Annotated in this window: 23 protein-coding genes; 13 read left to right on the top strand and 10 right to left on the bottom strand. The window is 58.4% G+C overall.

The genetic code is table 11. The annotated features are described in order from the left end of the window. Positions 1–117 precede the first annotated feature (117 nt). From BJP07_RS08945 to ilvD, 3 genes are read left to right on the top strand one after another with little or no spacing between them, the layout of a single operon-like run. Positions 118–1545: a mechanosensitive ion channel family protein gene (locus BJP07_RS08945; RefSeq protein WP_071567135.1), complete on the top strand. Its 1428-nt coding sequence runs from the start codon at positions 118–120 to the stop codon at positions 1543–1545. 23 nt (positions 1546–1568) lie between these two features. Continuing rightward, entirely contained in the window at positions 1569–2096 is a 528-nt protein-coding gene (locus BJP07_RS08940) for a PH domain-containing protein (RefSeq protein WP_071567134.1), read from the top strand. A gap of 3 nt (positions 2097–2099) precedes the next feature. Then, a complete protein-coding gene (gene ilvD / locus BJP07_RS08935) occupies positions 2100–3938 on the top strand; it encodes a dihydroxy-acid dehydratase (RefSeq protein ID WP_071567133.1) in 1839 nt (612 codons plus the stop codon). A gap of 13 nt (positions 3939–3951) precedes the next feature. Here the strand turns inward: ilvD and BJP07_RS08930 are convergent, their stop codons facing one another. Continuing rightward, a complete protein-coding gene (locus BJP07_RS08930; RefSeq protein WP_071567132.1) occupies positions 3952–4770 on the bottom strand; it encodes a DoxX family protein in 819 nt (272 codons plus the stop codon). A 166-nt stretch (positions 4771–4936) separates the two neighbouring features. Here BJP07_RS08930 and BJP07_RS08925 point away from each other — a divergent pair, with 166 nt between their 5' ends. Both BJP07_RS08925 and BJP07_RS08920 read left to right on the top strand, forming a co-directional pair. Beyond that, on the top strand, positions 4937–5398 hold the full coding sequence (locus BJP07_RS08925) for a MarR family winged helix-turn-helix transcriptional regulator (RefSeq protein WP_071567131.1): 462 nt from the start codon (positions 4937–4939) through the stop codon (positions 5396–5398). 348 nt (positions 5399–5746) lie between these two features. Continuing rightward, positions 5747–7180, top strand: a complete 1434-nt coding sequence (locus tag BJP07_RS08920) for a hypothetical protein (RefSeq protein ID WP_071567130.1) — start codon at positions 5747–5749, stop codon at positions 7178–7180. A gap of 79 nt (positions 7181–7259) precedes the next feature. On the opposite strand, the gene gatB is transcribed toward BJP07_RS08920, so the two are convergent. From gatB to gatC, 5 genes are all read right to left on the bottom strand, one after another. Then, positions 7260–8759 carry an Asp-tRNA(Asn)/Glu-tRNA(Gln) amidotransferase subunit GatB gene (gatB, locus tag BJP07_RS08915; RefSeq protein ID WP_071567129.1) on the bottom strand — a complete coding sequence of 500 codons (1500 nt, stop codon included), beginning with the start codon at positions 8757–8759 and terminating at the stop codon, positions 7260–7262. 22 nt (positions 8760–8781) lie between these two features. Further along, on the bottom strand, positions 8782–9786 hold the full coding sequence (locus BJP07_RS08910) for a bile acid:sodium symporter family protein (protein ID WP_071567128.1): 1005 nt from the start codon (positions 9784–9786) through the stop codon (positions 8782–8784). 89 nt (positions 9787–9875) lie between these two features. Continuing rightward, the gene (locus BJP07_RS08905; RefSeq protein ID WP_071567127.1) at positions 9876–10907 is read right to left on the bottom strand and encodes a 6-phosphofructokinase; all 1032 of its coding nucleotides are present in this window, start codon (positions 10905–10907) and stop codon (positions 9876–9878) included. Positions 10908–11096: 189 nt separating this feature from the next. After that, positions 11097–12578, bottom strand: a complete 1482-nt coding sequence (gene gatA / locus BJP07_RS08900) for an Asp-tRNA(Asn)/Glu-tRNA(Gln) amidotransferase subunit GatA (protein WP_071567126.1) — start codon at positions 12576–12578, stop codon at positions 11097–11099. Between the two features lie 2 nt (positions 12579–12580). Then, positions 12581–12880 (bottom strand): Asp-tRNA(Asn)/Glu-tRNA(Gln) amidotransferase subunit GatC, encoded by a 300-nt coding sequence (gene gatC / locus BJP07_RS08895; RefSeq protein WP_071567125.1) that lies wholly within the window; start codon positions 12878–12880, stop codon positions 12581–12583. A gap of 189 nt (positions 12881–13069) precedes the next feature. Here gatC and BJP07_RS08890 point away from each other — a divergent pair, with 189 nt between their 5' ends. After that, entirely contained in the window at positions 13070–13735 is a 666-nt protein-coding gene (locus BJP07_RS08890; protein ID WP_071567124.1) for an amino acid-binding ACT domain protein, read from the top strand. On the opposite strand, the gene ligA is transcribed toward BJP07_RS08890, so the two are convergent. Beyond that, entirely contained in the window at positions 13732–15759 is a 2028-nt protein-coding gene (gene ligA, locus BJP07_RS08885; RefSeq protein WP_071567203.1) for an NAD-dependent DNA ligase LigA, read from the bottom strand. The genes BJP07_RS08890 and ligA overlap by 4 nt on opposite strands. Positions 15760–15830: 71 nt before the next feature. Here ligA and BJP07_RS08880 point away from each other — a divergent pair, with 71 nt between their 5' ends. Then, a complete protein-coding gene (locus BJP07_RS08880; protein WP_071567123.1) occupies positions 15831–16514 on the top strand; it encodes a 3'-5' exonuclease in 684 nt (227 codons plus the stop codon). Here BJP07_RS08880 and BJP07_RS08875 read toward each other — a convergent pair. Then, complete coding sequence (locus BJP07_RS08875; protein WP_071567122.1) at positions 16511–17356, bottom strand: methionine synthase; 846 nt, start codon at positions 17354–17356, stop codon at positions 16511–16513. The genes BJP07_RS08880 and BJP07_RS08875 overlap by 4 nt on opposite strands. Beyond that, positions 17353–18444 carry a tRNA 2-thiouridine(34) synthase MnmA gene (gene mnmA, locus BJP07_RS08870; RefSeq protein ID WP_071567202.1) on the bottom strand — a complete coding sequence of 364 codons (1092 nt, stop codon included), beginning with the start codon at positions 18442–18444 and terminating at the stop codon, positions 17353–17355. The genes BJP07_RS08875 and mnmA overlap by 4 nt, the downstream gene beginning before the upstream one ends. A gap of 100 nt (positions 18445–18544) precedes the next feature. On the opposite strand from mnmA, the gene BJP07_RS08865 reads away from it, so the two are divergent. From BJP07_RS08865 to BJP07_RS08840, 6 genes are all read left to right on the top strand, one after another. After that, a complete protein-coding gene (locus tag BJP07_RS08865) occupies positions 18545–19726 on the top strand; it encodes a histidine kinase (RefSeq protein WP_083584183.1) in 1182 nt (393 codons plus the stop codon). Further along, positions 19723–20427 (top strand): response regulator transcription factor, encoded by a 705-nt coding sequence (locus BJP07_RS08860; RefSeq protein WP_071567120.1) that lies wholly within the window; start codon positions 19723–19725, stop codon positions 20425–20427. The genes BJP07_RS08865 and BJP07_RS08860 overlap by 4 nt, the downstream gene beginning before the upstream one ends. A gap of 106 nt (positions 20428–20533) precedes the next feature. Further along, a complete protein-coding gene (locus tag BJP07_RS08855; protein WP_071567201.1) occupies positions 20534–21448 on the top strand; it encodes an ABC transporter ATP-binding protein in 915 nt (304 codons plus the stop codon). Beyond that, on the top strand, positions 21445–22191 hold the full coding sequence (locus BJP07_RS08850) for an ABC transporter permease (protein ID WP_071567119.1): 747 nt from the start codon (positions 21445–21447) through the stop codon (positions 22189–22191). Before BJP07_RS08855 ends, BJP07_RS08850 begins: the two co-directional genes overlap by 4 nt. Positions 22192–22193: 2 nt before the next feature. Then, positions 22194–22943 (top strand): ABC transporter permease, encoded by a 750-nt coding sequence (locus tag BJP07_RS08845; protein ID WP_083584182.1) that lies wholly within the window; start codon positions 22194–22196, stop codon positions 22941–22943. A gap of 16 nt (positions 22944–22959) precedes the next feature. After that, positions 22960–23769 (top strand): spermidine synthase, encoded by an 810-nt coding sequence (locus BJP07_RS08840; RefSeq protein WP_071567118.1) that lies wholly within the window; start codon positions 22960–22962, stop codon positions 23767–23769. Here BJP07_RS08840 and BJP07_RS08835 read toward each other — a convergent pair. Beyond that, positions 23766–24827, bottom strand: a complete 1062-nt coding sequence (locus BJP07_RS08835; protein WP_071567117.1) for a glycoside hydrolase family 25 protein — start codon at positions 24825–24827, stop codon at positions 23766–23768. The genes BJP07_RS08840 and BJP07_RS08835 overlap by 4 nt on opposite strands. Between the last annotated feature and the right edge of the window lie 352 nt (positions 24828–25179).

The raw sequence follows: 25179 nt of genomic DNA, 5'->3' as shown, positions 1-25179 counted from the left end.
CCGCTACGGCAAGCGCCGGGCGGAATAAGAATGACTAGTACGCGCGAAATGATCATGAGTTGAATCATACACATTCCACAGGGGAATGTGAGGGATTTGGATTATTATTCAGAAACTATGCCGTTGTCATATATTGCCGAACAGATTTGGCGCTGGTTCGCGGAGACCGGAATCAACCTCGCGCTCCTGCTTACACTCGCGTTTTTAGTACCGCGAGCTGGCCGTTTCTTGAACCGTCACGCTGAGCGGCAAGTCAAGGAGTCCGGTGAAACCGATGAGGCGAAGAGCCGCCTAGCAATCGTGGGCGTGGGAGTCTACATCGCCCAAATGATTGCCTACTTCTTGATTTTTGTCTTCGCTCTCCAACAACTTGGCTTCTCACTCGCGGGTGCTGCGATCCCTGCAACGGTTGTTTCAGCAGCAATCGGTTTTGGTGCGCAGAACATCATTGCGGACTTCCTTGCAGGATTCTTCATTCTCACCGAGAAGCAGTTCGGCGTCGGCGATTACGTCGCGTTCCAGGGCAACGGCATCGATGTCTCCGGCGAGGTCATCCAGATCACGATGCGTGCTACCCAAATCCGCACGCTCGAGCAATCGACTATCTCCATCCCGAATTCCACAGCAAGAATTTGCATCAACCAATCCAACTACTGGGCAAGTGCAGTCGTCGTCATCCCAGTTCCCCTCCTGGGTTCAGCATCGGCAGAAGACGCACTGCAAAGAACCCAAACCGCGGCCCAGCGGGCACTTTCCCAGCCCGAAATTGCCGACGCAACCATCGACGACGTCGTGGTGCAACCTGCAGTAGCCGTCAACCCTCCGGCTACAGTCGGAAGCTCGTGGACCGTTGATATGCGCGTGATGGTTCGAACCGAACCACTCATGCAGTGGATGGTCGAACGCGCGATCCGCATGTCAATCCTGGACGAATTCTGGAACGAGTACGGGGCCGCGACCACATTCGAGGGCGCGCTGGTGCAAAGTTTGGAGCAGCCGACAAGGCATTTCAACACTCAACCGTCTACTGAGCAGATACCTAATACTCCCCCGCCGACGCAAGCACTTCCTGCAACCAATCCGATCCCGGACCCCGCCGCCGACGATGCGACAGCTGCTGATGAAGATGCGCCGGAGCCACGACGCGTGTTCCGGGGCATCATGCGACTTTCCACCGCTTTTCTCCTCGCAGGGTTCGCCGTCCTGCTCATTGTCCGCGGCCTCATGTTGCAGCCTGCGGAAGAGAGCAACGCAAACTCCGGCGTCTTGGCACCGCCTGCCCGGCCGACTTTCACCTCGAACACACCTTTGCCAGCATCTCAGGTAGAAAGCCCCACGCTCGACACTAGTACTGTCGAACCGACGCTCACCGAGACCACGGAACCCACCACTCCTGCGCCGACGACCACTTCAAGTGAAACGTCTGAATGGACGTCGGAAACCACCACGCACGAACGCCCCGAACCGACAGCGACGCCAACTGCGCCGGAGGAAACGGTCACGGACGAAGCAGGCGTCGATAAGGAGCAACTCCCGCAGCAGTAACGAGATTGGCTAGCATAACTTGCATGACTGACTCGTCCACCACTTTTCGCCCCAGCAAACAACACGTCATTGCACTTATCCTCATGACTGGCATCGCTCTGATCGGCATTTCCTGGGCTCCGCTCATTCTCGGTTGGCTGCTGATCATTCCGCTGGCGTGGCTGCTCTGGATATTCACTGCCTCAACCACAATCAGCGAGCAGGGCATCACGCTGCGGTATGTGGTGAAGCCGAATATCACCATCAAGTGGTCAGAACTGGCAGGCATTGCTTTTCAAGGCGCGAAAGCCAAGGCCACGACCCAGGACGGAGCATCGCACACCATGCCCGGAGTGACCTTTAATATGCTGCCGGAGCTCGCTGAAGCATCCCGCGGACGCATCACGGACGTCATCACGCAAGCGCAGGAGGCCGCCGATGGAAAATACGAAATCATCAACAAAGACGGCAATAAAGTACTAATGTCTCGAGAAGCCTACGACGAATACGTCAAGGCCCACCCCGATCTGCCCGGGCCACGCCCCGAGCCCGCGCCACGTACGAAGGAGTAAGTCGTGATCCCTCTCCGCTCACGAGTCACCACCATTGGCCGACAAGCCGCAGGCGCCCGCGCGCTATGGCGAGCAACCGGCACTGAAGAAAATGAGTTCGGCAAGCCGATCGTGGCCATTGTCAACTCGTATACGCAGTTCGTGCCGGGGCACGTGCACCTCAAAGAGGTCGGAGAAGTCGTGGCAGACGCCGTTCGTGCAGCCGGCGGCGTGCCGAAAGAATTTAACACCATCGCGGTCGACGACGGCATCGCCATGGGGCATTCCGGCATGCTCTACTCCCTGCCCAGCCGCGAAATCATCGCAGATTCGGTGGAGTACATGGTCAACGCCCACACTGTCGACGCCATGGTGTGCATTTCGAACTGTGACAAAATCACGCCGGGCATGCTCAACGCAGCTCTGCGCCTGAACATCCCGGCCGTCTTCGTCTCCGGCGGCCCAATGGAGTCGGGCAAGCCGATCGACGTTGGTGGCGTCGAAAAGCCCGCCTCCGACCTTGTCGACGCCATCGCGCTCTCCGCAAACGAAGCCGTCTCGGACAGTGAGCTCGACGCCATCGTCGAGGGGGCCTGCCCTACCTGCGGATCGTGCTCCGGCATGTTCACCGCTAACTCCATGAACTGCCTCACCGAAGCTCTCGGGCTTTCGCTGCCCGGCAATGGCACCACCCTGGCCACGCACACCGCGCGACGTGAACTTTTCGAGAAAGCCGGCGCCACCATTGTTGACCTGTGCAACCGCTACTACGGGCAGGGTGACACTTCAGTGTTGCCGCGCTCTATCGCAACAGTGCACGCGTTCCGCAACGCAATGGCGCTTGATATGGCAATGGGCGGCTCCACAAACACCATCCTGCACATCCTGGCTGCCGCGCAAGAAGGTGAAGTCGACTTCTCGCTCACAGACATCGACGACCTCTCTCACCACATCCCATGCCTCTCCAAAGTCGCGCCCAACGGCACCGCCCACGTTGAAGATGTGCACCGCGCCGGGGGCATCCCCGCTATCCTCGGCGAACTGCGCCGTGGCGGTCTGCTGCACGAAGATGTCCACTCAATTGTCTACGACTCCCTCGACGCATGGCTCAACGAGTGGGATATACGCGGCACCGGGGCACGCGAAGAAGCCATCGAACTCTTCCACGCCGCACCAGGCGGCAAGCGAACCACACAGGCATGCTCACAGTCATCGCGCTGGCCCAGCCTGGATACCGACGCCGTTCGCGGTGTGATTCACGATGTTGATCACCCGTTTACTTCCGACGGTGGCTTGGTCGTCCTGCGTGGCAACCTTGCCCCGGACGGCGCAATTCTCAAGACTGCGGGCGTCGAGGAAGGACTCTGGGAGTTCTCAGGCCCCGCGCGCGTCGTAGACTCGCAGGAACAGGCTGTATCAATGATTCTTGCCCGCGAAGTACTCGAGGGCGAAGTGGTCGTCATTCGCTACGAAGGCCCAGCAGGTGGACCTGGCATGCAGGAGATGCTCCACCCCACCTCCTTCCTCAAGGGCGCCGGACTAGGTACGAAATGCGCCCTCATTACCGACGGCCGCTTCTCCGGTGGCACGTCAGGCTTGTCGATTGGCCATATCTCGCCCGAGGCTGCCCATGGAGGACTCATCGGCCTGATCGAAAACGGCGACACCATCTCAATCTCGGTTTCGCGGCGCGAGCTCACCCTCGCCGTCGACGAAGCTGTCTTGGCAAAGCGCCGTGAAGCAATGGAAGCCTCCGAACACCCGTGGACACCAAATCGTGTCCGCGAGGTGTCGAAGGCTCTCAAGGTATACGCCAAGATGGCAACGTCCGCTGATAAGGGCGCCGTTCGCCAGCTCGACTGACGAGGGGTGGTGGTTAGGCCAGCGGGTTGACCCCGGCGCCGAACCACCACAGCGCACCTGCTGCTGCCAACCCAAGGATCGCAAAGGCCCACGAGCTTGCTAATGGTCGGCGCGCCCACGATCGGGTTGCGTCGACGCCGTACAGACCAGGGCCAGTGAACTGCAGCGCGAGCACAACACCGAACAGCACTGCCGCCAAGACCGTGGCTGGCTCCCACTCGAACACGTTCAAACCAATACCGCCCACAACAATGCTGTGCAGGACTGCGAAGCCAGTAACAGTGATCCCCACCATCGCGGCCACCGGTGTCAACAGCCCAAGCAGCAGGAACACACCTGCGGCGAGCTGTAGCGTCGGCAAGATAATGGCCAGCCCATCGGTAAACGCATAGCCTTGTGCGGCAAACTCGGATTCCAGACCGCCGATTCCAGCAGAGTTGCCGAGGCGGAAGAACACCGCGATCGACTGCAATATAAGCAGCAGCCCCACCGTGAGGCGTAGGAGCAGCAGACCAAAGTCAAGCGTGCCGCGCTTTGCATGCTCCACCTTGCTTGCTTCCTCCAGCTCGGAGTCAGCTGCTAGAGCAGGTTCCGCGTAGGTAGCCGGCACCGGGTCAACCGTGTTGTTAGTGATTACCGTTTCAGTCGCGGGAGCGGCATCGAATCCGCCGGTAGCGTCAGCATTCGGAAACACCTCGGTCGGGGCAGCTTTCCCCGTCATCGAGTAGATCCCTTTCGTGGAGTCGCCTCCAGCTGATCCCTGAAACTCGGGAACGCCATCGAGTCCACCAAAATCCTCGGGCGTAGCATCTCGCAAGTTTTTATCAGTCATGCCTAGCAATCTAGAACAAATATGCATGATTCCAAGGCTGTGCTCCGGCGCGCCACAAAACTTCTTGACTTCCAAGACACAGTTCCCCCTCCACCGCACACCCCACATACCAATGAGCAACGGAAAATTAGGTTGAAATCTGTTGTATTCACTAACATCTCAACACATGCATCGATTCAGTTGGCTTGATGAACACGACACTGAAATTTGGCTCACCATGTGGGCGATGATCTCGTGGATCCCTGCCCGCCTCGACGAGGCTCTGAAAGCCAATGAAAGCATGAACCTTTCTGACTACCTTGCGCTGGTAGAGATCGCACAGGCTGACGACCAGAAGATCACAATGAGTCAGCTCGCCAAGGCAACACAGATGTCTGCTTCTCGTCTTTCGCACATCGTCGCGCGTCTTGAAACCCGCGGCCTTGTGGTTCGAAGCCAGGACTCTGCCGATCGCCGAACCAACATCGCAACGCTTACCCAAGACGGGGTCGAGTTCATCGTGCGGTCCACACCTGGATACCTCCAGAAGCTCCGTGAACTCGTATTCGACTCCATCACGCCCGAAGAAGCGGATCAGCTCAACCGCATCATGAAGAAGATCGTTGCAAAAGCAGGACCAAATCATTAGGTACTCACTCGCCCGAACGTAACAGTTCCGTAACGCTTTCAAAAAGCTATGCGCCATTATCGCTGCGCACATTATTACGTTCAGCCCCCACGCAGGCTCCGCCTTATTTAGAATCAACTTCCCCCCTCTAACCTGGAGGTTTGGCGGCAAACGCGCGGACCCACTCGCCGTGCGAAAGCGCCTTGACGCCCCTCTGTCGAATACCATTAACGATACGAGTAAGACCCTTTTGTAGCGTGCGCTGGCCAAATGCCTTTGATACCATCAACCCCGGTTCGGTGGCGTTCGAAAAGAAGCTACCGAAAAATTTGTTACTGACTTCTATATTTTCACTAGGGACATGTTTTTATGCGTAAATCTATCCGAGTAGCACTCGCATTTGTGGGGCTGCTCGTCGGAGCTGGCTTCGCATCCGGCCAAGAAGTGATTCAGTACTTCCTCGCCTACGGGTACTGGGGCCTGGTCGGCTCGATTCTGGCAGGCCTCATCATCGTGATCGTTGGATCGACGCTTTTCCAGCTCGGTTCTTTCTACCTCGCAGACGATCACAGCGCGGTGTTTAACAACGTGTCGAAACCGATTGTGTCAAAGTTTATGGACGTCGCTACGATGTTTACCCTCTTTGCTATCGGTTTCGTGATGGTGGCTGGTGCCGGATCGAACCTCGACCAGCAGTTCGGCCTGCCTACGTGGGTAGGCGCGGCCATCATGACCGTGTTTCTACTCCTATCGGGCTTCCTGGACGTCGACAAACTTACGAACGTCATCTCCATCATCACGCCGTTCCTCATCGTCGCGGTGATTGCTGCACTGATGATCACGCTGGTCAACATGCCGGATAACATCAGCCACATCAACGAGCTCTCGATGCAAAACGCTACTGCGACAGGTGTAGGAAATAACTGGCTTCTTTCTGCCGTCAACTACGCAACGCTCTGCATCATCATGGCGGTCTCCATGATCCTCGTGATTGCGGGTTCACAGCTCAATCCACGCGAGGCTGGCATCGGTGGTCTCCTCGGCGGGTTTATCTTTGCTGCACTGCTTGTCATTTTGAACTTCATCATCTTCATGAATATGGAAGGCGTGTACGGCGCTGACTTCCCATTGCTCATGGTGTTCGACAACATGCATCCTGCAGTGGGCTTTGTGGTTTCACTGCTGATCTACCTGATGATCTATAACACCGCTGTGGGTATGTTCTACGCCATGGCACGTCGCCTGTCAGCAGGCCGTCCAGAGAAATTCCGCGTCATCTACTTCTCGGTAGTCGGGATCGGATTCGCCCTCTCGTTCATCGGTTTCTCCGCACTTGTAGGCTGGGTCTACCCTGTCGTCGGCTACCTCGGTCTCGTGCTGTCCGCGGTGATGATTATTTCCTGGTTCAAGGACCGCGGCCGCATCGCAGCCGAAACGAAGCGTCGCGAACGCCTCGCAGAGCTCGCGGAAACCGCCCTCGACCCCACAGAAAGCGAACTGACCGACAAGGAGCGCGAGGAGGTCGAAGGCTTGGTCACCGAGTCGCACGTCGGCGACACGCACCTGTGGCAGTCCGTACAAGAGGAGGTCGCTGCTGACCTGCACGCAGACCCAGAAAACGAGTTTTCGCTCGAAGACGCCCCAGCGCTGAATCCAGAGTCCGATGAGTACGAAGGAGCCCCCGGCGACGGCGACTCCCACGACGACCCGATCGACTGGGAAGCCTATTCCGAAATGTACGAGACAGGCACGTTCCCGGCTGTAACCGACGAGGACGTCGAAAAAGCATCGAAGAACAAGTAACCGCGACTCATTCCAACGCACGAAGCAGCCCCCACGCCGTTTTTGAACCGGTGTGGGGGCTGCCTCGTAGCGCGAAGACTTAGGACAGCTTCTGCGCAATCAGCTTGTTCACCTGGCCAGGGTCTGCTTTGCCCTGCGTCGCCTTCATGACGGCACCGACAATCGCGCCGGTGACCTTCTTGTTGCCGGCACGGTACTTCTCGACGATGTCTGGGTTCGCAGCCAATGCGTCATCGACAGCCTTCTCGATTGCGCCGTCATCACGCACAACCTCGAGGCCACGAGCTGCAACAACCTCGTCAACGTGGCCTTCACCCGCGATCACGCCGTCGATGGCCTGGCGGCCGAGCTTCGTGGTCAGCTTGCCTTCCTTCACCAGCGCCACCACGCGGGCAACATCCTTCGGCGTAACGCCAACGGCGTCGAGGTCCTTGCCAAGCTCATTCGCCTTACTCTGGATGTACGACACCCACCAAGCGCGCGCCTCGTCAGGAGTAGTGCCTTCCTCGACGGTGTCGACGACCAAATCCAACGCGCCAGCGTTGACCAAGTCGCGGAACTCCTTCTCAGGCAGCTGCCACTCCTCCTGGATACGAGCACGGCGCACCCACGGAAGCTCCGGTAGCGTCTTGCGGATCTCCTCGACCCATTCAGGCTTCGCAATCACCGGAGGCAAATCAGGGTCATTGAAGTAACGGTACTCGGATGCCTCTTCTTTTGGACGCCCCTTCGACGTAGAGCCGTCTTTCTCCTGGTAGTGGCGGGTCTCTTGAACAATCTCCTCACCGTTGACAAGAGCTTGTGCCTGACGCATCATTTCGAAGCGTACAGCCTGCTCGACCGATTTCAGCGAGTTAATGTTCTTTGTCTCCGTGCGGGTCCCGAACTTCTCTTGTCCAATCGGTCGGAGCGAGACGTTGGCGTCGCAACGCATAGAGCCCTGGTCCATACGCGCATCAGAAACGCCGAGCGCCTTTACCAACTCTCGAAGTGCTCCAACATACGCACGAGCGACCTCAGGAGCACGCTCCCCCGCTCCAATAATCGGCTTCGTCACGATCTCAATGAGTGGGACACCCGCGCGGTTGCAGTCAACAAGAGACGCCGTCGCACCCGTGATTCGGCCAGAAGCAGACCCCAGGTGCGTCAGCTTGCCAGTGTCCTCTTCCATGTGCGCGCGCTCGATCTCGACGCGGTACTCAGTGCCGTCGTCAAGCAGCACGTCAAGGTATCCGTCGTATGCAATCGGCTCGTCGTACTGCGAAATCTGGTAATTCTTCGGCTGATCTGGGTAGAAGTAGTTCTTGCGCGCAAAGCGGGAACTTTCCGCAATCTTGCAATTCAGCGCAAGGCCAATCTTGATCGCCCACTCAACACCCTTCGCATTGACGACGGGCAAAGCACCGGGCAACCCGAGCGACACCGGGTCGACGTTGGTGTTGGGTGCCGCACCGAAGTGGGCTGAAGATGTCGAGAACATCTTGGTCTCAGTCGCTAACTCAACGTGTACCTCCAACCCCATAACAGGGTCGAATTTTTCCAGTACTTCGTCGTAATCCATCAGGTCGTACGCAGTCATAGTGCTCTAGTGTAGTGCTCTCTTAGTTTTCCGTGTCGCTTGGCGCGCCAATAGCACGTTTCCGCTGGTCTACCGAGCGACAGATGAATGCAAACACCGCGCCGGAGAGGTTATGCCACACAGAAAAGACTGCCGCAGGCAACGCAGCAACTGGATTCATGTACTGAGCCGCAAGCGTCGCTGCCAGACCAGAATTCTGCATGCCGACTTCGACAGCCATCGTTCGCGCGGCCGTCTCCGGCTGACGCGTCACCTTTCCAGTGAGGTAGCCGAGCAAGTACCCCAGAATGTTGTGGAGTGCCACGCACAGTAAGACCAACAGACCGGCCTCGGCGAGTTTCTCACGCGATCCCTGCACCACAATCGCCACGATCATCGAAATTGCTATAACGGACACCCACGGCAGGGCAGGCAAGATGGCGTCGACAAGCTGTGGCAACACAAGGCGTACAACAAGCCCCAGCACGATCGGCACGATCACCATCTTGACGATCGAGAGGGCCATTGCTGCCGCACTTACCGGCATGTGCTGGCCTGCAAACCAAAGTGTCAGCAGCGGAGTCATGATTGGCGCCAACAGCGTCGAGACGGACGTCATGGTCACCGACAGGGCAACGTCACCGCGGGAGAGGTAGCTCACCACATTCGAGGAGGTGCCACCGGGGGCACAGCCCACAAGGATTACTCCCGCCGCGATTTCCGACGGCAGCCCGAGCACCGCGGTAATAGCAACCGCGATCGCCGGCATGATGACGAACTGCGCAACTACGCCGATCAACACTGGGAGCGGACGCGAGAACACTAGGCGGAAATCTACTGGGCGCAACGTCAGCCCCATTCCGAACATGGCGATGCCCAGAAGCCACGTGGTCCACCCCGAAATCGGAGCAACAATGCCTGGGGCAGCGGCACCAAGTGCAAATCCAATCAAGACCAATACAGGGAAGCCTAGTGTCGCGAGGTATGCCGCACGTTCCTGGCTATTCCCGCTAGACGGTTTTACTTTCTCACCTACCGAAACGCTCATAGGTAGCACTATAGACGCAAAAAGGAGGCGCCCGTGCTAGTTTGCGCAAAATCTTTTTGCACTAGCCGGGCGCCATCAACAAAACAAATTTATCCAAACATGCTGCGCGCAGTCTTATAGCGGTGTCCCGGCACGGTCTTCAGCTGCGCTACCGCTGATCCAAGCGGGACCAAGTCGATATCTTCGCCATGGAGCGCAACGCATGAATCAAAGTGTCCCTCGTGAGCAGCACGTGCCGCATGTACACCGTAGCGAGTAGCGAGCACCCGGTCATATGCCGTCGGGGTACCACCACGCTGGATGTGACCGAGCACCGTGGTGCGGACATCATAGCCAAGGCGACGCTTGATCTCGTCGGCGATAATCTGGCCCATCCCGTTAAACGTCTTGTGGCCAAACTCGTCTTCCTCGCCGAGGCCGGCATCCATCGTGCCTTCCTTCGGGATTGCACCTTCAGCGACGACAATAATGCCGTACTTTTCACCCATCTGGAAGCGACGCTCCATCGCCTTGCAGATATCAGCGATATCAAACGGGTCTTCAGGAATGACTGTGTAGTGTGCACCACCCGCCATGCCTGCGTGGAGTGCAATCCAGCCCACATGGCGCCCCATCACTTCAACAATCAGGATGCGGTTGTGCGATTCTGCAGTGGTGTGGAGGCGGTCAATCGCGTCGGTGGCGACCGAAACAGCAGTATCAAAGCCGAACGTGTAGTCAGTCGCGGCAACGTCGTTATCAATCGTCTTAGGCACACCGACGACTGGAATACCGTTGTCGGACAGCCACTTCGCTCCCTTGAGCGTGCCTTCGCCACCGATGGCGATCAGCGCGTCGACGCCGGCATCTTCCATGTTGGCCTTAATGGTGTCAATCCCAGCCTTAAATTTGTCGGGGTGGAGACGACCAGTGCCCAAGATTGTGCCGCCACGCAGCAAAATCGAGTCGATAAAGGCGTCGTCGTAAAGGTCAATCCTGCGGTCTTCCATCAGTCCGACCCAGCCATCGAGGTACCCGACAACTGTCGAGCCATATTCCGCGCTGGCAGTTCGAACGATTCCGCGAATGACGGCGTTCAGCCCTGGGCAGTCGCCGCCGGAGGTAAGAGTGGCAAGTCGCATACACACAACCCTAGCGCTTTAAAGGCAAAAGGGCTTAGTCGTGCTGTCCAAAAATTCAATATACGCAGGTCACAACCAATAAATTGATGCTCTCATTTCGGCATAGTTTGCCCAATACAGCCACTAAGGTGTTATCAAAATGAAGAAACCCCGCGGTATGAGACCCCGGGGTTCAACAGATTTATGGACTTAGCGCCCAGCTTCAAAAGCCGCACCAACGCGGTACAAGCGCTCATCCTCAAACGCAGGCGCAATGAGCTGCAAACCAACCGGCAAACCGGTATCGTCCGCAATTCCAGCAGGAACGCTCATGCCAGGCAGACCCGCCAAGTTCAGCGGCAGGGTGAAAAGATCAAAGTTGTACATCGCCAACGGGTCGTCGACCTTCTCCCCGATCTTAAAGGCTGTCTGAGGCACTGCCGGACCGGCGATTACATCGACCTTCTCAAACGCTCGACGAAGGTCCTGCGCAATCAGCGTGCGAACACGCTGCGCCTGCAGGTAATACGCGTCGTAGTAGCCGACAGACAAAGCATACGTACCGAGAATGATGCGACGCTTGACTTCAGGGCCAAAGCCATCACCGCGCGACGACGCCATCACTTCCTCTGCAGAGTGCTTCCCATCATCGCCCGTACGGAGGCCGTAACGCATGCCGTCGAAACGCGCAAGGTTCGACGAGACCTCCGACATCTGAATGATGTAGTACGCCCCCATAACATCGTCGAAGCTTGGGCAGTCAACCTCCACGATCTCTGCACCCTGGCGCTCAAACTGCGAGAACGCTGCGTCGATACGCTCGGTAACCCCTGCCTGCGTGCCCGGGCGCGAGAACTGCTTCACGCGTCCAATCTTCACACCAGAAAGATCCCCTGAAGCCCCCTGCTCGGCGGCTGCTGCGAGCTCCTGCACCGGAGTATCAACACTCGTGGCGTCAAACTCATCGTGACCACCGATAATCTCATGCAGCAAGGCGGTATCGAGAACATTGTTCGCACACGGCCCTACCTGATCCAGCGAGGATGCACAGGCAATCACACCATAGCGAGAAACACCACCATAGGTGGGCTTCACGCCGACTGTTCCCGTCAACGAAGCAGGCTGACGGATGGAGCCGCCGGTGTCCGTACCGATACCCAATGGCGCCTGACCAGATGCAAGCGCAGCAGCGGTACCGCCACCGGAACCGCCCGGAACGCGCTCAAGGTCGTGCGGGTTGCGGGTGACCTGGTACGCAGAGTTCTCAGTAGAAGAGCCCATTGCAAACTCATCGAGGTTTGTCTTGCCCAAAATCGGGATCCCGGCTTCGCGCAGCTTGCGTACAACAGTCGCGTCGTATGGGCTGCGGTAGCCCTCCAGCATCTTCGATGCCGCGGTAGTTGGAGCGTCGGTGGTCACCAACAGGTCTTTCAGCGCCAGTGGCACACCAGCAAGCTTCGAAGCTGGAGGCTCACCCGCAGCCACCTGGGCGTCAACCGCGTCGGCCGCAGCGAGCGCCTCCTCAGCACCAACATGGAGGAACGCTCCGAGCTTCTCGTCGGTCTCAGCAATACGGTCCAGGAATGCCTGGGTAACCTCGCGCGACGTCAATTCGCCGGACTGAATCTTCTGGGCAAGCACGTGAGCCGGGAGTGAAACAATGCCTTCAGTTGGAAGCGTGTACTCAGTCATGCTTACTCACTTTCTCCAAGAATCTGCGGAACTACAAAGCGCTCTTCATCAACCTCTGGGGCCTGGTCAAGTGCCTGCTCCTGCGTCAACGTCTTCTTTTCGACGTCCGGCCTCATGCCAGCGTCAATCGAATGGGGGTGGCTCATCGGCTCTACCCCATCAGTGTCGACCTGTTGCACCTTCGAAACAGCGTCAACAATGGTGTCGAGCTGCTCGGCGATCTGGTCAAGCTCATCCTCCTGCAACGCAATCCGCGCAAGGCGTGCGATGCGGGAGACCTCATCGCGTGAAATCTCAGCCAATGTGAAGTCCAATCTTTACCGTAGGTTAGCCACTAAAACGTGTTCATTCTACGTTATCCCTAGAAACCACACCGCACTAGGCAACACCACGCACCGAAGCGCAACCTTTTCAATACATTTTTACGATTGGATGCATATATTCATGCAATTTACAGCATTTAGGCGATCGACGATGCTATAAAAGAGCCTATGTCTTACCTCGTACGAGTGACCTTGCCCGACCTGCCTGGCAGTCTTGGCGAACTCGCAGAAGCCTTCGGCGTAATCGACGCGAATATTCAATCCGTCGATATTGTCGAAGTTGATCCGAATGGCACCGTCACTGACGACATTGTCGTTAGCCTGCCTACCGGCACGATGGTCGACGCATTGATCACCGCAGCTTCCGCCATTGACGGCGTCGAAGTGGATTCAATTCGCCCCTTCGATGGACGGGTCGATCGCAGCGGCCACATCAGGATGCTGGCAAAGATCGCAGAACTTGGAAAGAAGCCGAAACAAGCGCTCGATGAGCTCACTGTCACGATTCCGCAAGCCATGACCTCCTCATGGGCTGTGGTGTTGCAGCACACTTCTGAGGGTCTGCAGCGGTTGTGTGCATCCCAAGCGGCGCCCGAAGATGACCAGTCCCACCCCGTCATGCCTCCCCTCGAGCATGCGCGGGTGCTTGTTCAAGACAACGACGACTGGACACCTGAAGCGTGGTGGCAGCTCGATACCGCGCTTGCCATCACCCCGCTGGGCACCTCTGACTACATCCTCGTCGTCGGGCGCATCGGTGGACCCGACTTCCTCGCATCCGAGGTTGCACAGATCGGAGACATTGGAACCATTATCGGCTCCATTCTGTCCTAACCCTCTACCGCCTCTGGCCCCTGTTCGAGCAGGCGCGTGAACTCGTCCTCATTCAATATCCTGAGGCCGAGGTCGCGCGCCTTTTGCTCTTTGGAGCCAGCATTTTCCCCGACAACCACAAAGTTGGTCTTCTTAGACACGGATCCGGACGCCCTTCCTCCGCGCGAGACAATTGCTTCTTTCGCGCTATCTCGTGAGTATCCTTCCAGCGTGCCGGTCACCACCACGGTAATCCCCTCGAGGGTTTGCGGTGCAACGTCGGCAGCATCGATCTCCATCGTCACGCCAGCGGCGGTCCACTTTTCGACGATGTCGCGGTGCCAGTCAACGCGGAACCATTCCTCGAACGATTCTGCAATGATGGCGCCCACTCCGTCTGTTTGCGCGAGGTCTTCCAGCGGGGCGTCGATAAGTGCTTCCATGCTGCCGTAGCGTGAGGCGAGCGCCCGAGCTGCGGTTGGGCCGACGTGCCTGATTGATAGTGCGACGAGGACTCTCCAAAAATCGGCGCGCTTCGCCGTGGCAAGGTTTTCCAGGAGTTTCCTGCCCGAAGCATTCACCGTGCCTTTCTTTGTCGTGTACACCTGCGACTTCTTCAGATCGTCCTCAGTGAGGTCGAAGAGATCGCCTTCGTCTTGGATGACGCCGGTGTCGATCATGTCCTGCGCGCCCTTTTCACCCAGCGCCTCGATGTCGAAGGCCCCACGGCTGGCGAGGTACTTCAGACGTTGCGCGAGCTGTGCCGGACAAGAACGAGTATTCGGGCAACGCCAATCAGCATCACCCTCCTTCGCAGGTGCCAAGGTCGCCCCGCAGCTTGGGCACTCCGTGGGGAACACGAACTCGCGCTCTTCCCCGGTGCGAAGGTCCGCGACAGGTCCCAGCACCTCGGGGATAATTTCGCCGGCTTTTCGCACCACGACTGTGTCACCGATCAGCACGCCCTTGCGGCGAACCTCAGTTGGGTTGTGGAGCGTCGCCATGGCAACAGTGGTTCCTGACACGAACACGGGTTCCATCACCGCGTACGGCGTAACACGCCCGGTACGTCCGACCGAGACCTCGATATCAAGCAGTTTCGTCGTGACCTCCTCCGGCGGGTACTTGTAGGCGATCGCCCACCGTGGCGCCCGGGACGTCGCGCCCAGCTGTCGTTGTTCCTCTACCGCGTCGACTTTCACGACGAGGCCATCCATCTCGTGAATTGCGTCGTGGCGGTGCTGCTCCCAATAACGGACAGCTTTCACCACATCATCAGCGCTCGCTGCGCGCTTTGTGTATTTGGACACCGGCAACCCCCACGCTGCCATCTGCGCGTAGGCTTCGTGCTGAGTCTCCGGGACAAACCCCTTACGCGCACCAATGCCATGACAGATCATGCGGAGTTTACGTTTCTTCACGTCCTCGGGGTCTTTTTGTCGCAACCCACCCGCTGCAGCGTTACGCGGGTTCGCGAAGGGTTTTCCGCCTTCTTCAATGCGCGTCGCATTGAGGTCTGGGAAGTCCTCAGGCCGGATGAAAACCTCACCCCGGACCTCGACCAGCGCGGGAGCCTCCCCCTCGAGCCGGTGCGGTATATCCTCGATGACCTTTGCGTTAGCCGTGATATCCTCGCCGACGCGACCGTCGCCACGCGTAGCTGCTCGGACGAGCGCACCATGTTCATACACGAGGTCAATCGACAGCCCGTCAATCTTCAGCTCGGTCAAGTACGGGCCAGGCGTTTTCGCCAGCCAGTCCCGTAATTCGGTTTCTGAGAACACGTTATCCAAACTCATCATTCGCTCAAGGTGTTCGACATCGGCGAATGCGCCGTCTGTTGGAGCACCAACCTGCATGGTTGGCGAGTCTGGCACTGCTAATTCTGGGTGTTCTTCTTCAAGCTTGACCAAGCGCTGGAACAGCTCATCAAACTCGGCATCACTAATGACGGGTTGACTGTTGTAATACAGGTCCCGATGGTGGCGCACTTGGCTAGCGATGTCGTCCCAGAGACGACGCACTTCAGCGTCATTAGCAGGCATTTCGTTCATGTTTTCGTTCATAACGTGCAAGTCTAGCGCCTCTGTCGGACACGGTTAGTAAGGTAATGAGCATGGCTTTCTTCGACGCATCCCGCATGATGTCTTTCGACCTCGAGACAACCTCTGTCAACCCGCGCACTGCGCGCATTGTGACGTCCGCGCTTGTCACCATCGACGGTGCTCAGGCCAACGCGCACGAGGCCCTCGCCGATCCCGGAGTTGAGATCCCCGCAGAGGCCACTGCGGTCCATGGGATCACAACAGAATACGCAAAGGAGCACGGCCGCCCGCACGACGAGGTCCTGCAGGAAATAGTCGACATGATTAAGCGCGGTTGGGACGACGGCCTCACCCTGATCGTCTTCAACGCTCCTTACGACCTTTCTGTCCTTCGGCAGCTGACCGGCGACTTCACAGTGACCGGTCCCGTGTTTGACCCCCTCGTCATCGACAGGACGAAAGATCGATACAGAAAAGGCAAGCGCAACCTCGGTGCGCTCTGTGAGCTGTACGGAGTCAAGCTCGACAACGCGCACGATGCCACGGCGGATGCAACAGCCGCTGCGCGTCTCGCCTGGAAACAAGTGCGCTCAACATACCCTGAGCTCGCGCAAATGAGCACGGACGATCTCATGGAATTTCAAGCGGTTGAATACTATAAGCTCCAAACAGAACTGCGGGAGTTCTTCGAGGCAAAGGGGCGGGATGTTTCCAATCTCACGACGTCGTGGCCGATGATCGGTGATGCGAGCTAGCGCAGCCCTTCCTCCATCTCGGCGGCTGCGCGATAGTTCGCTGCTGCCTGCAGCAACGTCTCCGCCGGTCGCGCCCACACATCGAAGCTGCTTGCTGCAGGATCGGTTTGGAGTTCGTCAAGGACGTTCCACACGGCCCGCGGCTGCATTGGAGCGAGCGCAAAGCGGCTTCCGTGCTCCAACAACTGCGCAAAGGAGTCCTTTTCGGCGGTTGATTGTAGAGCCGCGAGGTCAATGGTTTGCCATGGCACATTGACCATCACGGGTGCGTGGAGCAGGTATTCGCCGAAGCCTGCGAGGCGTTCCTCTGGTTCAGGGTATGCCGGGATTCGTTCGGCGTCGGTCGCTCCCCGTAGTGAGCCTCGCATCACGGCGTCGAGGCTCGGCTCGTCGATTTGTAGCACTGTCGGAGCTAATCGGCGCTCCACATCCTCTCGATGTTCATGAATTGCTTCGGTGAGTGCATCGGTGACATCACGCAGTGCACCAGCATCGGTGATCATGCGGTGCCCATTTCGCATCTCGATTTCTGCCGCAAGCGTCCAGGGGCCTGCAACCTGGACTTTGACCGCATCGAGCTTGCCTGCCCACAAGGACTCCAGGACATCCAGGTCGCGGTCCATTTGGTCACGCACCGCTCTATGCTGAGTACCGACGCGCCATCCGCGCGGGCCTCGGTCGATCGGGATATCGAGCAACGCGGCCGTTCGCCCAATCAGGTCACTGCCGATTCCACGCGCCGGCAGCTGAGGGAGGTGCGGCAGCGGTGACTCTGAGAGTACGACGTCCGCGGCAGCGACCAGATCCGTGCCGGGCAACTCCCCAAGTCCAAAGGCCGTCATGGTTGCACACTCGAAGTCCCGCAAATCGTGCCGGACCCCAACACAACGTCGCCAAGTCCGTCTGGGTCAGGCAGGTACAGCACAGCTGCCTGACCTCGGGCGACACCCTCCAAAGGCGTATCCAATTCAAGGTGCATGTGGTCGTCCTCGATGCGCGCGCGGCAACCTACTACCCCACCGTGTGCACGGATCTGGACGTTGGCAGCGAACTCACCACGCATCTCCGGGTGCAACACCTTCAAGCGATCGGCGTCGATCTGCCAAACTTTGAGCGCTTCGCGCGGGCCTACAGTGACTGTTCCCGTGGTGGCGTCGACATCCGTAACATAACGCGGCTTTCCGTCCTGCGCTGGCACGCGAAGGTTCAGTCCACGGCGCTGCCCGATGGTGTATTGAAAAGCGCCATCGTGCTCTTTGAGAACGGACCCGTCCTGATCTCGCACGATCCCGGGGCGCATGCCAATCGACCTTCCCAGAAACGCCTGGGTATTGCCGTCGGGGATGAAACAGATGTCGTAGGAGTCCGGCTTCTGCGCGGTGGAAAACCCGAGCGCTGCCGCTTCCTCACGAATCTGGGGCTTTTCGGTGTCGCCGATCGGGAAGATGCACTTGTCTAATTCGTCGCGGGTCAGCACCCCCAACACGTACGACTGATCCTTCAGCGGGTCCACAGAGCGACGTAGGTTTCCGTCTTCGTCGATAATCGCGTAGTGCCCGGTAGCGATGGCGTCGAAACCTAGCGCGACAGCGCGCTCAAGCAAGGCCGCAAACTTGATTTTCTCGTTGCAGCGCAGGCATGGGTTCGGCGTCTCACCGTGCTCGTAGGACCACACGAAATTATCAATGACATCTGCCTTGAAGCGATCAGAAAAGTCCCACACGTAAAACGGGATCCCGAGCTTGTCGCACACACGTCGAGCATCCGCAGAATCCTCCAGTGAGCAACACCCACGCGCCGACTCCCTCGTGGCCTGCGGGTCCTGCGAGAGCGCAAGATGCACTCCCACAACGTCGTAGCCAACCTGGACAAGGCGCGCCGCGGCCACCGAGCTGTCCACGCCTCCACTCATCGCTACTAAAACTCGCATGTGGCGGAAGTGTACCCGCGAGTAGAAGGAGAAGGAAAGCATCCGGCGAATCCTACCGTGGTATGACGACTGCCCCGAGCAGGTCGGTTAGGTTGAAAGTATGCCACCCACGACTTCTCAATCACCGTTCCGTATGCGAGACGCGGGCATCGCACTTGCACTCGGCCTGGGTGCATTGCCCGGCGTCCTCAACGCTCCGGGTTCTTTGTGGGGAGTTGTGCCACTTCTTGTGTGGGCGCTTATCGCTCCGTTTGCTCGCTGGCAGTGGCCTACGATGACTACGCTGACCGCATTTGCGTTGTTGGGCATGCAGGCGTTTAGTACTGAGCTCACCGTCGCGGTGATCGTCGTTGGGGTTTTCACCGCCTACATTATTCGACGCAATGTACGCCCTGTACTCCGCGACGTCGCTGCCGCTGCGTTGGTTGTCGGTGACCTTGTCGCGCTCTCCTTCGTCTCACCAGCGCTGCGAAGCATGCCGTTTGCACAGCAGCTCCCCTACCTCGCGTGGAGCGCAACGTTACTCGTGGCAGCAGGACTCTTCGGCGTGTTGCGCAGACGAACCGAAGAAGCGGCGGCACGTGAACTCGAGCAGGCGCTGCAACAACAGCGGATCGAACTTGAGCATGCCATGTCTGCACAACGTGCATTCCTCGCCCGCGAGATCCACGATGTGGTCACCCATTCATTGACTGTTATTGTCGCGCAGGCGGATGGTGGGCGCTACGGCGGGGACAGTGAGGAGGCGCTCCGGGTAATTGGAGAGGTCGGGCGGAAGTCACTGGGGCAAATGCGCGAGGTGGTCACGTTACTTCGTGCGCCAGAGTCGCGGCCTGTCGAGCCCTTAGCAGTTTCACTTGATTTCGATGAGCTGGTTCACACCAGTCAACTCGGTGGCCTTAACATTAACTACTCAGTACGGGGCACGCCTCCACCGCAGCTGCCACTTGCCACTTCCCTCACAGCGAGGCGCGTGGTGCAGGAAGCACTTACGAACGCGCTGAAGCACGGCGACGGCACTGCTCTGCTCGATGTGGAATGGGGCGAAAGGCACGTGGTGATTCGTGTGACCAACAGCTTCGCAGACACTGCGGCAAACCGCCGTCATGGCCACGGCTTGCGCGGGATGCGCGAGCGCGCTGCTCTGATTGGGGCGACAGTGCAGGCGGGACCCGCTCCCAATAGCAACGGGCATATAGAGTGGGTCACCCAAGTGGAGATTCCATACGCTCCCCAACCTTCCGACGGAAGCCAGCACCCAGGCACGATGGAGCGCACATGACCCCAATTCAGATAGGCATCGTCGACGACCAGGTCCTCTTCCTCCACGGTATCCGGCGAGTGATCGACTCCCAGACGGATTTACAAGTAGTTTGGCTTGCTTCGAACGGAGCTGAGGCACTCGAGCAGCAAGCGGCCCACCCTGTCGACATTGTCCTGATGGACGTGCAAATGCCGATCCTCGACGGCATCACGTCGACAGCGCAGTATGCCAAGCGTTTCCCAGAAGCCAAGGTAGTCATCCTCACCACGTTTGATGACGAAGACTACGTCGTCAATGCGCTGAAAGCCGGGGCGAGCGGATTCTTGCTCAAGGACGCCCAACCCGAAGTACTTCTCGACGCCATCCGTACCGTCGCTGCCGGAGACGCCGTGATCTCTCCACGCGCGACTAAGCGGATCGTTGCTCGCTTTTCCAACCGCGCCCAACTAACCGCGCACACTGACGTCGAAACGTCGCTCTCGAGTGCCGACCGCCTTGCTCTTGGCGAGCTCACCGCTCGAGAACGCGAAGTGCTCGTCGCGGTTGGACGGGGCTGGTCAAACACGGAGATCGCTGAGCGCATGTTTATCTCCATGCCGACAGTGAAGACGCATGTCGGGCGCATCTTGTCCAAGACGCAGTCGCGCGACCGCGTACACGCGGTACTGTTCGCCTACCGCACGGGCCTTGTCAGCCGTTCCGATCTGCTCGACGAATAGGCGTCAACATCTCCTGAATCATCCTCTCTATCATCCCCCGGTATGACGCGGAAGATGGTACCCAGCTCCGACGCTTTCGTGGGGGCGCTTGGCGATAGTAGACACCATGAACTCACCGATCATTACTACACGGGGTCTTACAAAGACGTACGGTACGCACACTGTCGTCAATAACCTCGCGCTTGAAATCCCCCAGGGCGCTGTACACGGGCTGCTCGGCCCGAACGGCTCTGGTAAATCAACCACGATGAAGATGCTGCTCGGCCTGGTCACCCCGACCGCCGGTGAAATCACTGTCTTGGGTCAGCCAATGACCCGAGCCACGCGTGACGAGGTCCTTTCCAGTATCGGCTCGCTCATCGAGTCGCCAGCGGCCTACCCGCACCTCACCGGCGCGGAAAACATGCAGATTGTGACGCGGCTGTTTAGGGCCGACCCGGCGAACGCACAACGCGCGGTACGGCTTGTTCACCTGGAAAAGCACATGGACAAGCAGGTCAAGCACTATTCGCTCGGCATGAAGCAGCGCCTCGGCATCGCCTTCGCTCTCGTGCGCGACCCGCAGCTACTCATTCTGGACGAGCCGACCAACGGCCTCGACCCAGCCGGGATCGAAGAAATCCGCGAGCTCATCATTAGCCTCGCGCGCGACGAAGGGCGCACAGTCCTTGTCTCGAGCCACCTGCTGTCTGAAGTGGAAAAGATGGCCACCAGCTTCAGCATTATCAACCAAGGCAATCTCGTTTTCCAAGGATCGCAACAGCAGCTTTTCGACGCCCACCTACCCGACGTCTACGTCCAAACCCCAGCGGCAACCGTTGCCGCCGAGGTTCTCCACGATATGCGCCCACGCATCGTTTCCGGAGGCGTGGAGGTATCCGGGCTCAGCGATGATGCTGTGGCTGCCGCATGCGCGCAGCTTGTACACCGCGGGGTTCCGATCCACCAGGTTCTGCGCAAGCGTCGCAGCTTAGAGGAAATCTTTATCGGAATGACGGGACGTAAGGGGCTCAGCGCATGAACCTCGAGCTTTTAAAACTGCGGCGCACACATATCCTATGGCTGGGCGCGGCGCTGTCCCTCGGCATCGTGTTGTTCGCGTCTATGAATCTGTTTTCTGCCGGACGGGTCGACTCCTTCGGCACAGACCCAGCAACCGCGTGGGCTGGCCAGTTGGTTGCGGTTGCAATGTCATTCGCTTTTCTAACCCCGCTACAGATGGCGCTCATCGCCAGCCGCGCAGTGGATAGCGAGCATGCAAATGGCGGGTGGCTACTCAACGCGGTTGCCGGCGTCCGCAAAGGTTCGTTGCTGCGAGGCAAGCTACAGGTAGTAGTACCCCTCGTCGTCGTGCTCAAGCTGCTGGAGTTCGGGATTTGCATCGCTCTCCCCGTACTGCTCGGAGCACCGCTACCAAACGCAAGCACTGCCACAGCTTGGGCTGCATACGGCGCCGCAGCGATGATTACCAGCCTGGCCATTGCAAGCGCCATGCTGTTGCTCGCAGCGCTCGCTGAATCACAAATCGGCGTGCACGCTCTCGGCGTGGCGGGAGGTTTCTTCGGCATCGCCTCGCTGCTCTCTCCTGCATGGCTCGCCGTGATGAACCCCTTTGGCTACTTTGCTGTACTGCTTCCCTACACGTTCACGGACGAAGGCGTCGTCCCTACGCAGCCTGGATGGGCAGCATGGTGCATCTACATCGTCCTGCTTGCGACTGGGTTTGTGGCAGCCACGAGGTGGCTTAACAGGAAGGAAATCTAACCATGGACATGCTCTCCAGCGAGTTCTGTAAACTTCGACGCACACACGTCCCCACAGTTGCTATCGTTATCCCCCTCGTCTCCGTCGTCTTCGGTGCTGGCAACTACGCCGCCAACGCTGAGACATTAGATGCTGGGTGGGCCAGCTATTGGTCCCAAACGACGCTGTTTTACGGGATGCTCTTCATGGTCGCGGGCATTTCGATTCTCGCTTCCGCAGCGTGGCGCGTGGAACACCGCGGTGGAAATTGGAACACGCTGCTGACGTCGTCAAGGTCGGCGGCAAGTCTGGTTACAGCAAAGCTTGGTGTGATCGTCGCCTTGACCACACTTATGCAATGTATCTTCATCGTCACCAGCATGGTCGGCGGTTGGGTCAGTGGCCTTTCAGGAATGCCACCGCTGGAGTTGCTCGCGTCGGCGCTGCTCGCTGTGGTTCCTGCGGTCGCGGTTGCCGCGTGGCAGAGTTTCGCTTCCATGGTAATTCGAAACTTTGCTATGCCGGTCGCCCTCGGTGTGTTCTCCAGCATCGTTGCTTTCGGCGCTATCGCTGCCGGGGCTACGGCAACACAGTTTTTGCTTCCACCCATCGGTGTGTCCACAACGCTGTGGATGGGCGGTACCGCAGTCGCTGGCTCGAGTGCATTCGAATGGAGCACGATATCCGGTGTTCTCACGAGCACCCTGCTGCTCACTGCAGTAGCGTGGCTTGCCTCCGTCGTGTACCTGCACCGTGTCGACGTGAAGGCGTAAGGTACTGTCACTGTCCATGGCAACGAAAAGTGACTTCCATGAAATCGACACCGGCGTCGCGGAGGTGCTCCACGAGCCGGACGGCTCCATGGTTCTCCTTGTCAACGGGGTGCCGAGCTCCCACATCGTCCCCGGCGATCCCGAACGACTGGACTTCGAATATATGAGATGGATCGCTGACTTTCTCAACGATCAACAGCTTGTCGACGTCCCCCGTTGGCCAAAACCGCGTCTCACCCACCTCGGTGGGGCAGCCTGCACTCTTCCCCGCTACTTCGCCTCCAAATGGAAGGGCTCGCGCAACACCGTCGTGGAAATCGACATGTCACTTGCCGAACTCGCCCGCGAACTTTTCGATATCCCGCGCTCACCAACCGTCAAAATACGAGTTGGTGATGCCCGCGAAGTCACCGACAGCTTCAAACCGAGCACACGCGACATCATCATCCGCGATGTATTCTCGTCAGCAATTACGCCTCGAAACTTGACCACTGTAGAGTTCTTCGCCCAGGTCCGGAATGCTCTCAGCCCAGAAGGTATGTATGTCGCAAACTGCGGGAGCCACGCGGACCTCAAAGAAGCAAAGGAAGAACTCGCTGGGATGCTCGAGGTGTGGCCTCACGTTTCCGTAATCGCAGACCCCCCAATGCTCAAAGGTCGTCGCTACGGCAACATCGTCCTCATCGGCGCAAACACTCCGCTCGAGGCGAGCCCCTCATTGAACCGGGAGCTTCTCAAGGGCGCCGTGCCTGCGCAGTTCAAGCATGAAAAATGGGCCCGTAGCCTTGCTACGAGCCCTCGCTACGATGCGCCAACCGAAATCTAGTGCGCAGCGTTATCCAGCAGGATCAACAAGTCGCCGACCTGGTAGTCGCCGATCATCATATTGCGCAGGTCCTCTACGGGCAACTCTCCCTGAGATGCCAAGCGCTGAACAAAACCCGCGATGTTGTTAGCGTCCTTGATGTCGAACCCGAACTTCGCCGCCTCTGATGCAACCTGGGAGGCACCCAACGCGCCGGCCGCCAACGCGAGAATCGCAACGACGAGAGCAGTACTGTTCTGTTCCAGCACCTCAAGCTGATCGGAGTCTGGCGCCTGGAACGTCTCAAGCACACCACCTGCAGAACGCAAGTTACCAGCAGCAAAGCCACCAAACTGAGCACCGGTGCCGTTAAACAGGTTCATATCAACAGTCGCCGGAATACCTGCCACACGGCCCGAGTCGCTACGCTGCCAGAACGTCAGCTTGTCCCAACCCCCAACTGGTCGTGGTGGCTGGTTCTGGTATGCGGCAAGCCACAGCGGGTAGCTAGTAAATGCGTTGGTATTGTTCATCCGCTCGTACCAGAAATAGCGATACGTGTACAGCATTGGGCGCTTGCCGGTTGCACGTTCCAGCTCCGCAAGGAAGATCTGCGTCCACGCCGCGAGCTGTGTTGGACCAAGCCCCTCATCAACCTCAAGATCAAGCACCGGAGGCAATTGCTGCGCCGGTCCAGCGTTAATCACATCTGCGAAGTGCCTCGCCTGTGCAATCGGGTCCATCCCCGGTCGCGCGTAGTGATACGCACCTACTTTCAGACCGGCATCCGCAGCTGCCTTTACGTCCTCTTCGTAGAACGCGTTCTTATACGTCGTTCCCTCAGTGGCCTTCACGAAGGCGAAATGCTGCCCACCTACCGTTCCTGCCATTTTCCAGTTAATAGGTGTCCCGCCAGGGCGCTGGTGATCAGCGACATCGACACCGGAAATGAGACCAGGGATCGCCTGAGCATCCGCATGTGTGTTCAACGACTGAGGAGCAACAACAGTCAGTGCAAGGGCAAGCGTCGCAGCCACGAAGGCTGCCGTTGCTGCGCGAAGTTTAGGGACTAGATACATACGCGACACTCTAGCGCACTCAAATCACAATATTCACATGCAACACACCCGAAGCAGCAGTCACTTCAACACCTCCCGCCTGCGCTTCGGCTGGGTGCCACACCCCCGCCAGGAAGCCCTTGCCACAACGAGAAACAACACCCGGATCCTGGCTCCTCATGCCACTGCAAAATAGTTCCCACGCCCGGGAACTATTTTGCGTATTAGACCGGTTCCCGTCGACCTACGCTCACATCTCCCCAGGTCGCGGCGGGTGTCCACGAAGATCGTTCCCGGCTTCACTGATCTTCGGGGAACAATCCCCCCGGCACACCCACCTGCCCTTCAACGCAAAAGGAAAGAGGCCCGTAGC

It is taken from the genome of Corynebacterium sp. NML130628, assembly GCF_001875665.1.
Taxonomy (GTDB): domain Bacteria; phylum Actinomycetota; class Actinomycetes; order Mycobacteriales; family Mycobacteriaceae; genus Corynebacterium.
This window is presented reverse-complemented; position numbering and strand designations above follow the sequence as displayed.

Bases quoted from the DNA above. Each gene is read 5' to 3' on its own strand.
- BJP07_RS08945 (WP_071567135.1), top strand. From the start codon at position 118: ATGCCGTTGTCATATATTGCCGAACAGATTTGGCGCTGGTTCGCGGAG.
- BJP07_RS08940 (WP_071567134.1), top strand. From the start codon at position 1,569: ATGACTGACTCGTCCACCACTTTTCGCCCCAGCAAACAACACGTCATT.
- BJP07_RS08930 (WP_071567132.1), bottom strand. From the start codon at position 4,770: ATGACTGATAAAAACTTGCGAGATGCTACGCCCGAGGATTTTGGTGGA.
- BJP07_RS08925 (WP_071567131.1), top strand. From the start codon at position 4,937: ATGCATCGATTCAGTTGGCTTGATGAACACGACACTGAAATTTGGCTC.
- BJP07_RS08920 (WP_071567130.1), top strand. From the start codon at position 5,747: ATGCGTAAATCTATCCGAGTAGCACTCGCATTTGTGGGGCTGCTCGTC.
- gatB (WP_071567129.1), bottom strand. From the start codon at position 8,759: ATGACTGCGTACGACCTGATGGATTACGACGAAGTACTGGAAAAATTC.
- BJP07_RS08910 (WP_071567128.1), bottom strand. From the start codon at position 9,786: ATGAGCGTTTCGGTAGGTGAGAAAGTAAAACCGTCTAGCGGGAATAGC.
- BJP07_RS08905 (WP_071567127.1), bottom strand. From the start codon at position 10,907: ATGCGACTTGCCACTCTTACCTCCGGCGGCGACTGCCCAGGGCTGAAC.
- gatA (WP_071567126.1), bottom strand. From the start codon at position 12,578: ATGACTGAGTACACGCTTCCAACTGAAGGCATTGTTTCACTCCCGGCT.
- BJP07_RS08890 (WP_071567124.1), top strand. From the start codon at position 13,070: ATGTCTTACCTCGTACGAGTGACCTTGCCCGACCTGCCTGGCAGTCTT.
- ligA (WP_071567203.1), bottom strand. From the start codon at position 15,759: ATGCCTGCTAATGACGCTGAAGTGCGTCGTCTCTGGGACGACATCGCT.
- BJP07_RS08880 (WP_071567123.1), top strand. From the start codon at position 15,831: ATGGCTTTCTTCGACGCATCCCGCATGATGTCTTTCGACCTCGAGACA.
- BJP07_RS08875 (WP_071567122.1), bottom strand. From the start codon at position 17,356: ATGACGGCCTTTGGACTTGGGGAGTTGCCCGGCACGGATCTGGTCGCT.
- mnmA (WP_071567202.1), bottom strand. From the start codon at position 18,444: ATGCGAGTTTTAGTAGCGATGAGTGGAGGCGTGGACAGCTCGGTGGCC.
- BJP07_RS08865 (WP_083584183.1), top strand. From the start codon at position 18,545: ATGCCACCCACGACTTCTCAATCACCGTTCCGTATGCGAGACGCGGGC.
- BJP07_RS08860 (WP_071567120.1), top strand. From the start codon at position 19,723: ATGACCCCAATTCAGATAGGCATCGTCGACGACCAGGTCCTCTTCCTC.
- BJP07_RS08855 (WP_071567201.1), top strand. From the start codon at position 20,534: ATGAACTCACCGATCATTACTACACGGGGTCTTACAAAGACGTACGGT.
- BJP07_RS08850 (WP_071567119.1), top strand. From the start codon at position 21,445: ATGAACCTCGAGCTTTTAAAACTGCGGCGCACACATATCCTATGGCTG.
- BJP07_RS08845 (WP_083584182.1), top strand. From the start codon at position 22,194: ATGGACATGCTCTCCAGCGAGTTCTGTAAACTTCGACGCACACACGTC.
- BJP07_RS08840 (WP_071567118.1), top strand. From the start codon at position 22,960: ATGGCAACGAAAAGTGACTTCCATGAAATCGACACCGGCGTCGCGGAG.
- BJP07_RS08835 (WP_071567117.1), bottom strand. From the start codon at position 24,827: ATGTATCTAGTCCCTAAACTTCGCGCAGCAACGGCAGCCTTCGTGGCT.